The organism is Streptomyces sp. YS-3 (assembly GCF_045257485.1).
In the GTDB taxonomy this organism is placed as follows: Bacteria; Actinomycetota; Actinomycetes; order Streptomycetales; family Streptomycetaceae; genus Streptomyces.
Genome location: NZ_JBJHPC010000176.1, coordinates 1 through 12,411, shown reverse-complemented (window position 1 = coordinate 12,411; position 12,411 = coordinate 1). Strand labels below are relative to the sequence as shown.

Below are 12,411 nucleotides of genomic sequence, written 5' to 3'. Positions count from 1 at the left end.
ACTCACCCCGACAGCCACCGCCACCCGCACGCCCCGCCCCCCACAGGACGGGGCCGCCGCTTCCGGATCGCCGGAGCCGATCTGGCCGCGTCCGTCACCGTCTTCCTGCTCGCCGTCCCGATGTCGCTCGGCCTCGCCGTCGCCATCGACGCCCCGCTGGAAGCCAGCCTCATCGCCGCCGGAGTCGGCGGCATCGTCGCCGGGCTGCTCGGCGGCACACCGCTCCTCGTCAGCGGCCCCTCCGCCGGACTCACGGTGGTGTCGGCCGAGTTGATCCAGAGCTACGGCTGGCGCACCACCTGCGCCATCACCGTCCTCGCGGGTCTGCTGCAGATCGCGCTCGGCTCGCTGAAGGCCGCGCGCTCCGCGCTCGCCATGAGCCCGGCCATCGTGCACGGCACCCTCGCCGGCATCGGCGCCGCCATCGCGCTCGCCCAGCTCCACATCGTCCTGGGCGGCTCCCCGCAGAGCTCGGCCGTCGACAACGCCCGGGCGCTGCCGGAGCAGTTGGCCAGGGTCGGCCCCGCCGCGCCCCTGGTCGGGGCGCTCACCATCGCCGTGCTCCTGATGTGGCCGCGCCTGCCCGGGCGGCCGGGGAAGGCCCTGCGCCGCATCCCGGCCGCGCTCGCCTGTGTGGTGATCGCCACCGCGGTGGCCGCCGTGGCCGCTCCGGACATCGCCCGGGTCGACCTGCCCTCCTGGGACGCGCACGTCCTGCCCGAGCTGCCGCACGGGCCGGCGGGCGGGCTGGTCGCCGCCGTGCTCACGGTGACCCTGGTCGCCAGCCTGGAGTCACTGCTCTCCGCCGTCGCCGTGGACAAGCTGGCCGCCGAACGGCCGGGCGGCGCCGCGCCCCACCGGGCCGACCTCGACCGGGAGCTGCGCGGCCAGGGCATCGCCAACGCCGTCTCCGGACTGCTCGGCGGAATGTCGGTCTCCGGCGGCGCGGTGCGCGGCAGCGCCAACGTACGGGCCGGGGCGGCCGGGCGCGCCTCCACCGTGCTGCACGGAGTGTGGGTGCTGCTCGCCGCCGGGCTGCTCGTGGCCGTCCTGGAGTGGATTCCGCTGGCCGCGCTGGCCGCGCTGGTGATGATGGTCGGCATCCAGATGGTGTCGTACGCCCACATCCGCAAGGTCCACCGGCACCGCGAGTTCCTCGTGTACGTGGCGACGGTCGGCGGGGTGCTGGTGTTCGGGGTGCTCCAGGGCGTGGTCATGGGGATCGCCGTGGCCGTCGCGGTCGCGCTGCGCCGGGTGGCGCGGACCCGGATCACCGTGCGGCAGCAGGACGACGCCTCGTATCTGGTCCAGGCGCGCGGGCAGTTGACGTTCCTGGCCGTACCGCGTCTGACCAGGTCGCTGAGTCAGGTACCCCAAGGAGCGCGGGCGGTCGTGGAGTTGGACGGCTCGTTCATGGACCACGCGGCGTACGAGGCGTTGCAGGGCTGGCAGGCCACGCACACCGCGCGCGGTGGCGAGGTGCGGATCACCGGACGGGCCGGCGGGCGCATCTCCGAGCCCGCCTCCGCCACCCAGAGCTGCTGCCGGCCCTGGACCCCCTGGCGCAACCACCACTGCCACGACAAGGCGCCGGCGCCCAGGCGCCACGGGCATCAACTGGCCAGCGGGCTCAGCTCCTTCCAGCGCAACACCGCGCCGCTGGTGCGCGACGAGCTGGCGCGGCTGGCCCGCGAGGGGCAGCAGCCGTCCCAGCTCTTCCTCACCTGCGCGGACTCCCGGCTCGTCACCAGCATGATCACTTCGAGTGGCCCGGGCGATCTGTTCACCGTGCGCAACGTCGGCAATCTGGTGCCGCCCCCCGGGGCGGAGAGCGGTGACGACTCGGTGGCGGCGGCGATCGAGTACGCGGTGGAGGTGCTGCGGGTCGAGTCCATCACGGTCTGCGGCCACTCCGGCTGCGGGGCCATGCAGGCGCTCCTGGCCGCCGGGCCGGACGCCCCGCAGACCCCGCTGCGGCGCTGGCTGCGGCACGGGATGCCCAGCCTGGAGCGGATGGCGAGCCGTAAGCACTCCTGGGCGCGGATCGCCGGGCGGCTGCCCGCCGACGCCGTCGAGCAGCTCTGTCTCACCAATGTGGTGCAGCAGCTGGACCATCTGCGGCGCCACGAGTCGGTGGCGCGGCGCCTGGCCGAGGGCACGCTGACCCTGCACGGCATGTACTTCCATGTCGGCGAGGCCCAGGCGTACTTGCTGGCGCACCACGACTGCGAGGAGGTCTTCGAAGGGGTGAGGCCGACGCCGCTGGAGGCGGCCCTCGGCTGACGCGCCTCGGCGCCGCGCGGCGCTCGAACGCCGCGCGGCGCACGATTTCCTGAACCCAGGGCGGACCCGGTCCGTGAGACCGTCTGATGACACGCCGACGCCCCGGAAGCCTTATAGGTCTAAACCAATTTTCGGGAGACTCTTGTCACCCGGCGATTGGCCTGATGAGCTATGGCCCGGGACACATAGGCATATAGGACGCCCTGGGAAAGGGAGATGTCGTGAGCAACGAAAGCCTGGCCAACCTCTTGAAGGAGGAGCGCCGGTTCGCTCCTCCTGCCGCGCTGGCCGCTGAAGCCAACGTGACGGCAGAGGCGTACGAGCAGGCCGAGGCGGACAGGCTGGGCTTCTGGGCCGAGCAGGCCCGGCGCCTCACCTGGGCCACCGAGCCGACCGAGACGCTGGACTGGTCGAACCCGCCGTTCGCCAAGTGGTTCGCCGACGGCCGGCTCAACGTCGCGTACAACTGCGTCGACCGGCATGTGGAGGCCGGCCACGGCGACCGGGTCGCCATCCACTTCGAGGGCGAGCCCGGCGACAGCCGCGCGATCACCTACGCCGAGCTGAAGGACGAGGTCTCGCGGGCCGCCAACGCCCTGACGGAGCTGGGCGTCCGGGCCGGCGACCGGGTCGCGGTGTACATGCCGATGATCCCCGAGGCGGCCGTCGCGATGCTCGCCTGCGCGCGGATCGGCGCGGCGCACTCGGTGGTCTTCGGCGGCTTCTCGGCCGACGCGGTGGCCTCCCGTATCCAGGACGCCGACGCGAAGCTGGTCATCACGGCGGACGGCGGGTACCGGCGCGGCAAGCCGTCCGCGCTGAAGCCCGCGATCGACGACGCGGTGGCGAAGTGCCCGCAGGTCGAGCACGTACTGGTGGTGCGGCGCACGGGCCAGGAGACCGCCTTCACCGAGGGCCGGGACGTCTGGTGGGACGACATCGTCGCTCGCCAGTCGGCCGAGCACACCCCGCAGGCGTTCGACGCCGAGCACCCGCTGTTCATCCTGTACACGTCCGGGACCACGGGGAAGCCGAAGGGCATCCTGCACACCTCGGGCGGCTATCTGACGCAGGCCGCCTACACCCACCACGCGGTCTTCGACCTCAAGCCCGAGACCGACGTGTACTGGTGCACCGCCGACATCGGCTGGGTGACCGGCCACTCGTACATCGTCTACGGGCCGCTGGCCAACGGGGCGACGCAGGTCATGTACGAGGGCACGCCGGACACCCCGCACCAGGGGCGCTTCTGGGAGATCGTCCAGAAGTACGGGGTGACGATCCTCTACACGGCGCCGACGGCGATCCGGACCTTCATGAAGTGGGGCGACGACATCCCCGCGAAGTTCGACCTGTCGTCGCTGCGGGTGCTGGGGTCGGTGGGCGAGCCCATCAACCCGGAGGCGTGGATCTGGTACCGCAAGCACATCGGCGCGGACACCTGCCCGATCGTGGACACCTGGTGGCAGACGGAGACCGGCGCGATGATGATCTCGCCGCTGCCGGGCGTCACGGAGACCAAGCCGGGGTCCGCGCAGCGGGCGCTGCCCGGGATCTCGGCGACCGTCGTGGACGACGAGGCGCGCGAGGTGCCGGACGGGGGCGGCGGGTATCTCGTCCTCACCGAGCCGTGGCCGTCGATGCTGCGCACGATCTGGGGTGACGACCAGCGGTTCATCGACACGTACTGGTCGCGGTTCGAGGGGAAGTACTTCGCCGGGGACGGGGCGAAGAAGGACGACGACGGGGACATCTGGCTGCTCGGCCGGGTCGATGACGTGATGCTCGTGTCCGGGCACAACATCTCCACGACCGAGGTCGAGTCGGCGCTCGTCTCCCACCCGTCGGTCGCCGAGGCGGCGGTCGTCGGCGCGGCCGACGAGACGACCGGGCAGGCGATCGTGGCGTTCGTGATCCTGCGGGGGTCGGCGGCGCAGACCGAGGGGCTCGTGGAGGAGCTGCGGGCGCATGTGGGCGCCACGCTGGGGCCGATCGCCAAGCCGAAGCGGATTCTGCCGGTGGCGGAGCTGCCGAAGACGCGGTCGGGGAAGATCATGCGGCGGTTGCTGCGGGATGTCGCGGAGAACCGGGAGCTGGGGGATGTCACGACGCTGACGGATTCCTCGGTGATGGATCTGATTCAGACGCAGTTGCCGGGGGCGTCCGCCGAGGACTGAGGCGGTGGCCGGGCCCGGGGTTCGGCTGCGGGCCGGAGGGTGGCCGGTCGCGCAGTTCCCCGCGCCCCTTAAGGGGTTGCGGCTGAGCCTGGGTCCTCGGGTGCGGCCGGACCCCTCAGGGGCGCGGGGAACTGCGCGACCAGCCCCCACCGGCCCGCAGACAAACCCCGGGCAAACCAACACCTTCCCCTAATCTGGCGAACGCCGGATTCGTCGGATTCGTTCGGCCGTGCCCGGGTAAAGGGTTAGGTAAAGTAAGGACCCAGGTGCGCCGGGAAGTCTGGTCGGCAATGTGGTTTGTCATGCCCGTTGAACCGGACCGGAGGTCGCCCCCGTGGTCGCGCCCGACACCCTCAAGGACAGCCGCCGGAAGTTCCTCGGCCGGCTGTCGCTGCCCGAGCGCAACTTCGTCGCGGAAGCGCTGCGCGCCGAGACCGTCGGCGGGGTCCTGCTCCTCGTCGCCGCGATCGCCGCGTTGATCTGGGCCAATGTGTGGGGCGGCGGTTACGCCGACGTCCAGGGCTTCCACCTCGGCGTCGGCTCCCTCGGGCTCGATCTCTCCCTCCAGCACTGGGCCGCCGACGGCCTCCTCGCCGTCTTCTTCTTCGTCGCCGGCATCGAGCTCAAGCGCGAACTCGTCGCCGGTGAGCTGCGCGACCCCAGGGCCGCCGCGCTGCCCGTGATCGCCGCGCTCTGCGGGATGGCGGTGCCCGCACTCGTATACGCGCTGGTCAACGCCGTGGGCAGCGGGGAGATGGACGGCTGGGCCGTGCCGACCGCCACCGACATCGCCTTCGCGCTCGCCGTGCTCGCGGTCATCGGGACCTCCCTGCCGAGCGCCCTGCGCGCCTTCCTGCTCACGCTCGCCGTCGTCGACGACCTCTTCGCGATCCTCATCATCGCCGTCTTCTTCACCAAGGAGATCGACTTCGTCGCGCTCGGCGGCGCGTTCGCGGGCCTCGCCCTCTTCTGGGTGCTGCTGCGCACGGGCGTGCGCGGCTGGTACGTGTACCTGCCGCTGGCGCTGGCCGTCTGGGGGCTGATGTACAACAGCGGCGTCCACGCCACCATCGCGGGCGTCGCCATGGGCCTGATGCTGCGCTGCACCCGCCGCGAGGGCGAGGAGCACTCCCCCGGCGAGCACATCGAGCACCTGGTGCGGCCCCTCTCCGCCGGGCTCGCCGTGCCGCTCTTCGCCCTGATGTCGGCCGGGGTCGGCGTCAGCGGCGGGGCGCTGGCGGACGTCTTCACCCGGCCCGAGACGCTCGGCGTGGTGCTCGGTCTGGTGGTCGGCAAGGCGGTGGGCATCTTCGCAGGGACATGGTGTGCCGCGCGGTTCACCAGGGCGGAGCTCAACGAGGACCTCGCCTGGCCGGACGTCTTCGCGGTGGCGACGCTCGCCGGGATCGGCTTCACCGTCTCGCTGCTCATCGGTGAGCTGGCCTTCGACGGCGAGGGCGCGCTCGCGGACGAGATCAAGGCGGCCGTCCTGACGGGCTCGCTGATCGCCGCCGTCTTCGCCACCGTCCTGCTGAAGCTGCGCGTACGCCGCTACCGGGCGCTCGTCGACGAGGAGGAGCGCGACGAGGACCACGACGGCATCCCGGATGTGTACGAACAGCACAATCCGGCCTACCACCTGCGGATGGCCGTCCTCTACGAGGCGAAGGCCGCCGAGCACCGCCGCCTCGCGCAAGTGGCGGGGGCGGGGAGCGACGAGGCCGACCGTCCGGCATGATCTGACATCTGGGCCGGAGAAGGACATCTGGGCCGGGAGATGACGGGACCGGAGAGAGAAGAGGGAGTCAGCGAATGAGCGACCCCAGCAACACCGCCGTCGGCGGCGCCGACCGCAGCCTCGGCCAGCTGGTCGCCTCGGCGACGGCCGAGATGTCCGCGCTGGTGCACGACGAGATCGCGCTCGCCAAGGCGGAGCTGCGCCAGGACGTCAAGCGCGGGGCGATCGGTGGCCTGGCCATCAGTACCGCCGGAGTACTCGTCCTGTTCTCGCTGCCGGTGCTGAGCTTCGCGGCGGCGTACGGGATCCACAACCTGGGACTCGGCCTCGCCTGGTCGTTCCTGATCGTGGGCGGAGCGTTCCTGCTGCTCGCGGGCCTGCTGGCGCTGCTGTCCGTGGCCAAGTTCAAGAAGGTCAAGCCGCCGGAGAAGTCCATCGCCTCGGCCAAGCAGACCGCGGCCGTGCTCGGGGGCGTCAAGCCGCATCCCCGCCCGGTCACGGAGCAGACCCCGGCTGTGGCACGCTCGTCTGCATGACCGCACCTGATACCGGTACCGGCGCCACGGGCAGCCCTGGCGGCAATGGCAGCCCTGTCCGCATCGATGGTCCCTGGACACACAGGGACGTAGCGGCCAATGGTGCGCGCTTCCACATCGCGGAGCTGGGTGACGGTCCGCTGGTGTTGCTGCTCCACGGCTTTCCGCAGTTCTGGTGGACGTGGCGGCACCAGCTGACCGCACTCGCGGACGCCGGTTTCCGGGCAGTCGCGATGGACCTGCGGGGCGTCGGCGGCAGCGACCGCACCCCGCGCGGCTACGACCCGGCCAACCTCGCGCTGGACATCACCGGGGTCGTACGGTCGCTCGGTGAGCCCGACGCGGCGCTGGTCGGCCATGATCTGGGCGGTTATCTGGCGTGGACGGCGGCCGTGATGCGGCCCAAGCTGGTGCGCCGGCTGGTGGTGTCGTCGATGCCGCACCCCCGGCGCTGGCGCTCCGCGATGCTCTCCGACTTCGCGCAGTCGCGGTCCGGTTCGTACATCTGGGGCTTCCAGCGGCCGTGGCTGCCGGAGCGTCAGCTCGTGGCGGACGACGCGGCGCTGGTGGGACGGCTGGTGCGGGAGTGGTCGGGCCCGCTGGCGCCCGACGAGGAGGCCGTGGCGGCCTACCGGCGGGCGATGACCATCCCGTCGACCGCGCACTGCTCGATCGAGCCGTACCGCTGGATGGTGCGCTCGCTGGCCCGGCCCGACGGCATCCAGTTCAACCGCCGGATGAAGCGGCCGGTACGGGTGCCGACGCTGCATCTGCACGGTTCGCTCGACCCGGTGATGCGCACCCGCAGCGCGGCGGGCTCCGGGGAGTACGTCGAAGCCCCGTACCGCTGGCGGCTGTTCGACGGTCTGGGCCACTTCCCGCACGAGGAGGACCCGGCCGCGTTCTCGGCGGAGCTGGTGAACTGGCTGAAGGACCCCGAGCCCGACCGCTAGGGCGTTCCCCCGGCCGGCCGGGTCGTCCGGGGAGCGGACGGGAACGTTTGTCTGACGAACAGCCAATTGCCTGGCGCATAGGCCAATTGGCCCCCCAAGACGCGGTTACCGACCTTGGGGCCCGGGCAGACGTCGGGGTATGGGCTGGACGCACGACTACGGTGACGCAGCACGCAACCGCCGCTCGGCCACCGCGCCGATTTCGCACGAGAGGGGTGGCCCGCAAGCTCAGGGCCATGATCCCCAACTCGGTATTCCGCGTATCCTCCGTCGCCGGGCCCGCTGGGTCTCGGCCCGGCTGCGCCATTCGCGTACGTAACACGGGTGCCGGACGCCCGGCGGCCGTACGGGATCACCGGCGCAGATACGCGAGCCCCGGGTGGACGTCCCGGTAGCCGTCCAGGAGCCGGTGGGCCACCTGGACGGAGTCGACCAGCGGGTGCAGGGCGAAGGCCTTCACCGCCGCCCGTGCCGACCCGCCCTCGGCGGCCTCCAGGACGCACCGCTCGACCGCCTTCACCGCGCTGACCAGGCCCGCTTCATGGCCCGTCAGCTGGGTGACGGGCAGCGGGCGCGGGCCCGACGCGTCGACGCGGCACGGGATCTCGACGACCGCCTCGGCGTCGAGGACGTGCAGCGAGGCGCCGTTGGGGACGTTGAGGATCAGCGTCGCCGGCTCGTCGCGCGCAATCGCCCGCATCAGCGCCAGGGCGACGTTCTCGTACCCGCCCGACTCCAGGTCGTCCGCGGCGCGCTCGCCCGCGCCGGAGACCTCCCGGTTCTCGGACATGTACGTGGCCTCGCGCTCGGCGCGGGTGCGGTCCCAGGCGTCCCACGCCTGCTCGCGTCCGCCCGCGGCCTCGGCCACGGTCGCGTAGAAGCGCTCCTGCTGGCCGAGGAGGAAGGCGCCCCGGGTGAGCTCCGCCTGCCGGTACGCGGCCACGGCCTCGCGGTTGAAGTAGTAGTAGTGCAGGTACTCGTTGGGCACCGAGCCCAGCGAGCGCAGCCAGTCGGCGCCGAAGAGCCTGCCCTCCTCGAACGAGGTCAGCAGCGCGTCGTCCGCGAACAGACGCGGCAGCACGTCCTGTTCGCCCTCGTAGAGGCCGTGCAGCCAGCCCAGGTGGTTCAGGCCCGCGTAGTCCAGCCGTACGGAGTCGGGGTCGGCGCCGACCGTACGCGCCACGCGGCGGGCCAGGCCGACCGGTGAGTCGCAGATGCCGATGACCCGTTCGCCCAGGTGGCGGGCCATGGCCTCGGTGACGAGGCCGGCCGGGTTGGTGAAGTTGATGACCCAGGCGTCCGGGGCGAGCGCCTTGATCCGGCGGGCGACGGCGTCCGCCACGGGGACGGTCCGCAGGCCGTACGCGATACCGCCCGCGCCGACCGTCTCCTGGCCCAGGACGCCCTCGGCGAGCGCGATCCGCTCGTCGGCGGCCCGCCCCGCGAGGCCCCCGACCCGGATCGCGGAGAAGACGAAGTCGGCGCCGCGCAGCGCCTCGTCCAGATCGGTCACCGCCCGCACGGCCGGGGCGTCCACGGCGTCGCGCGCCTGGTCCGCGAGGACGCGGGCGATGGCGGCGAGCCGGGCCGCGTCCACGTCGTACAGCGTCACCTCGGTGACCCGGCCGGGGGCGCGGTCGCGCAGCAGGGCGCCGTATACGAGCGGCACGCGGAAACCGCCGCCGCCGAGGATCGTCAGTCGCATGTCCGGCCTCTTCGGGAGTCGGGGTCAGCGGGGCGGCACAGCGGCCGTCACAGGGCGCACTGCTGGCTGTCGACCTGCTGGTTGGCGGTACGGCCCAGCTGGATGTCCTCGCGGATCTCGTTCGCCGTCAGCGCGTAACCGGTGTTGGGGTCGTCGAGGGACTTGGCGAAGACCACTCCGTAGACCTTGCCGTCGGGGGTGAGGAGGGGGCCGCCGGAGTTGCCCGGGCGGACCGTGGTGAACAGCGAGTAGACCTCGCGGGTGACCGTGCCGCGGTGGTAGATGTCCGGGCCCGGCGGGGTGATCCGGCCACGGACGCGCGCGGCCCGCACGTCGTACGGCTGGTCCTCGGGGAAGCCCGCGACGATCGCGCCGCTGCCGCTGTGCGCCTGCTGCGAGGAGAAGCGCAGCACCGGGGCCTTGAGGTCCGGCACGTCCAGGACCGCGATGTCCCGGCGCCAGTCGTAGACGACCACCTTCGCGTCGTACGTCCGCCCCTGACCGCCTATCTGGATCTTCGGGTCCGCCACCCCGCCCACCACATGGGCGTTGGTCATCACCCGGCGCTCGGCGAAGACGAAGCCGGTGCCCTCCAGGCGCTTTCCGCAGCTCGGCGCGGTGCCGGTGACCTTGACGATGGAGCGCTTGGCGGAGGCCGCGACCGGGCTGGTGGCCAGTGCCTGGTCGGGGGGCGGGACCTTGGTGATCGACTCGTTGGTGAACGGGGCGAAGACCTGCGGCAGCCCGTTCTGCGCGAGCATGGAGGAGAAGTCCGAGAACCAGGTGTACGCCTGCTGGGGCATCGCCTTGTCGACGCCGCGCAGGATCCGGGAGTCGTTGACCGCCCTGCCCAGCGCGTTCCCCCGGCTGGAGGAGTCCTGGGGGTCGGCCAGCGGGGCGAGCGCGGTGCCGATCAGCCAGGCGACCAGGAGCATGGCGACGACGTTGACCAGCGCGCCGCCCGTGGCGTCCAGGGCGCGCGCGGGCGACCAGGTGATGTGCTGGCGCAGTTTGTTGCCCAGGTGGGTGGTGAAGGCCTGGCCCACCGAGGCGCAGACGATCACGACGACGACCGCCACGATGGCGGCGGTGGTCGACACGGTCCGCTTGTCCGTCAGCTGGTCCCAGATGACCGGCAGCAGATACACGGCGATGAGACCACCGCCGAGGAAGCCGATCACCGACAGGATGCCGACGACGAAGCCCTGGCGGTAGCCGACGATCGCGAACCACACGGCGGCGACCAGCAACAGGATGTCCAGCACGTTCACGAGGTCAGCCTGTCACGCGTGCCAGTCGAGCGGGACCCGGCGGGTGCGATCCCAGGGGCGCTCCCAGCCCGCGAAGTGCAGCAGCCGGTCGATCACCCCGGCCGTGAAGCCCCACACGAGGGCGGATTCGACCAGAAAGGCCGGGCCTGCGTGGCCCCGCGGGTGGACGGCGGTGGCCCGGTTGGCCGGGTCCGTGAGATCCGCCACGGGGACCGTGAAGACCCGGGCGGTCTCCGCCGCGTCCACCGCCCGCACCTCCGTGCGCTCGCGCCACCAGCCCAGGACCGGGGTCACCACGAAACCGCTCACCGGGATGTAGAGCCGGGGCAGCACGCCGAAGATCTGCACCCCTTCCGGGTCCAGGCCGGTCTCCTCCTCGGCCTCGCGCAGGGCGGCGCGCAGCGGTCCGGTGGTCTGGGGGTCGCCGTCCCCGGGGTCGAGGGCGCCGCCCGGGAAGGAGGGCTGGCCGCCGTGCGAGCGCAGCTGGCTGGCGCGCTCCATGAGCAGCAGCTCCGGCCCGGCCGGGCCCTCGCCGAAGAGAACCAGCACGGCGGACTGACGGCCCCCGCCGTCCTCGGGCGGCAGGAAGCGGCTGAGCTGGAGCGGCTCGATGCGGTCGGCCGCGCGCGCGACGGGGCCGAGCCACTCGGGCAGCCCGTCCCGGCTCACGGCGGGGCCGTGGGGGCCCTCGCCGCCCCCGTACGCCCTGCTGGGGTCACTGGTCCTGCTGGTGTCACTCGCGTGCGTCATGGGCACCCCCGTCGTCCACCGGTCACAACGTCCGGGCCGGTCGCGTTCGTTCCGGCATCCATCAGGTCAGGGGCGCCGGGTCATCCGGCCCCCAGCGGCGGGGCCGGGCGCCCCGGGTAGTCCGGGGGCGGGGAGAGCCGCTGGCCCGGGAAGCCGCCCTTCTCGTACTTCAGGAGCTTCCTGGCCTTCTCCGGGTCGGTCTCGCCCTCCCCGTACGCCGGGCAGAGCGGGGCGATGGGGCAGGCGCCGCAGGCGGGCTTGCGGGCGTGGCAGATGCGGCGGCCGTGGAAGATCACCCGGTGCGAGAGCATCGTCCACTCGCTCTTGGGGAAGATCCCGGCGACGACGGCCTCGACCTTGACCGGGTCCTCCTCGTCGGTCCACTTCCAGCGGCGCACCAGCCGCCCGAAGTGCGTGTCCACGGTGAGACCGGGGACGCCGAAGGCGTTGCCCAGCACCACGTTGGCGGTCTTGCGGCCGACGCCCGGGAGCTTCACCAGGTCTTCGAGACGCCCGGGCACCTCGCCCCCGAACTCGTCGCGCAGGGCGACGGCGAGACCCATGATCGACTTGGTCTTGGCGCGGAAGAACCCGGTCGGCCGGATCAGCTCCTCGACCGCCTCCGGGTCGGCCGCGGCCAGCTCCTCGGGGGTCGGGTACGCGGCGAACAGCGCGGGCGTCGTCTGGTTGACCCGCAGGTCGGTCGTCTGGGCCGACAGGACCGTGGCGACGAGCAGCTCGAAGGGGTTGCGGAAGTCGAGCTCCGGGTGGGCGTACGGATACACCTCCGCGAGCTCCCGGTTGATCCGGCGGGCGCGTCGCCCGTGCCGAGCGGGCCCGACGAGCTGAACGAGCCGGCCGGCCCGAGCGAGCCCGAAGGGGCCGCGGGGACGAGCCCCGCCGCCAAGAAGGCTGCTCCGCGTAAGACCGCGGCCAAGAAGGCGGCCCCGAAGAAGGCGACTCCCAAGGAGGCGGTTGCCAAGGAGGCGGCCCCGAAG

Annotated in this window: 10 protein-coding genes; 6 read left to right on the top strand and 4 right to left on the bottom strand. The window is 72.4% G+C overall.

Translation table 11 applies throughout. The annotated features are described in order from the left end of the window. The 6 genes from ACJA3G_RS16655 to ACJA3G_RS16630 all read left to right on the top strand — a co-directional run. Positions 1-2,283, top strand: a 2,283-nt coding sequence (locus tag ACJA3G_RS16655; protein WP_406553768.1) for a bifunctional SulP family inorganic anion transporter/carbonic anhydrase, incomplete at its 5' end; no start/stop codon positions are given. 221 nt (positions 2,284-2,504) lie between these two features. Then, positions 2,505-4,460 carry an acetate--CoA ligase gene (gene acs, locus ACJA3G_RS16650; RefSeq protein ID WP_406553767.1) on the top strand — a complete coding sequence of 652 codons (1,956 nt, stop codon included), beginning with the start codon at positions 2,505-2,507 and terminating at the stop codon, positions 4,458-4,460. A gap of 334 nt (positions 4,461-4,794) precedes the next feature. Next, complete coding sequence (nhaA, locus tag ACJA3G_RS16645) at positions 4,795-6,198, top strand: Na+/H+ antiporter NhaA (RefSeq protein WP_406553766.1); 1,404 nt, start codon at positions 4,795-4,797, stop codon at positions 6,196-6,198. A 74-nt stretch (positions 6,199-6,272) separates the two neighbouring features. Continuing rightward, entirely contained in the window at positions 6,273-6,734 is a 462-nt protein-coding gene (locus ACJA3G_RS16640) for a phage holin family protein (RefSeq protein WP_406553765.1), read from the top strand. Continuing rightward, a complete protein-coding gene (locus ACJA3G_RS16635; protein ID WP_406553764.1) occupies positions 6,731-7,687 on the top strand; it encodes an alpha/beta fold hydrolase in 957 nt (318 codons plus the stop codon). The genes ACJA3G_RS16640 and ACJA3G_RS16635 overlap by 4 nt, the downstream gene beginning before the upstream one ends. A gap of 139 nt (positions 7,688-7,826) precedes the next feature. Further along, on the top strand, positions 7,827-8,006 hold the full coding sequence (locus ACJA3G_RS16630; RefSeq protein ID WP_358832014.1) for a hypothetical protein: 180 nt from the start codon (positions 7,827-7,829) through the stop codon (positions 8,004-8,006). Positions 8,007-8,039: 33 nt separating this feature from the next. On the opposite strand, the gene ACJA3G_RS16625 is transcribed toward ACJA3G_RS16630, so the two are convergent. The 4 genes from ACJA3G_RS16625 to nth form a co-directional block, all read right to left on the bottom strand. Continuing rightward, entirely contained in the window at positions 8,040-9,392 is a 1,353-nt protein-coding gene (locus ACJA3G_RS16625) for a 6-phospho-beta-glucosidase (protein WP_406553763.1), read from the bottom strand. A gap of 47 nt (positions 9,393-9,439) precedes the next feature. Next, positions 9,440-10,663 (bottom strand): MarP family serine protease, encoded by a 1,224-nt coding sequence (locus tag ACJA3G_RS16620; RefSeq protein WP_406553762.1) that lies wholly within the window; start codon positions 10,661-10,663, stop codon positions 9,440-9,442. Between the two features lie 12 nt (positions 10,664-10,675). Beyond that, positions 10,676-11,413 (bottom strand): NUDIX hydrolase, encoded by a 738-nt coding sequence (locus ACJA3G_RS16615; protein WP_406553761.1) that lies wholly within the window; start codon positions 11,411-11,413, stop codon positions 10,676-10,678. A gap of 80 nt (positions 11,414-11,493) precedes the next feature. Then, positions 11,494-12,219 (bottom strand): endonuclease III, encoded by a 726-nt coding sequence (nth, locus tag ACJA3G_RS16610; RefSeq protein WP_406553769.1) that lies wholly within the window; start codon positions 12,217-12,219, stop codon positions 11,494-11,496. Positions 12,220-12,411: the final 192 nt, after the last annotated feature.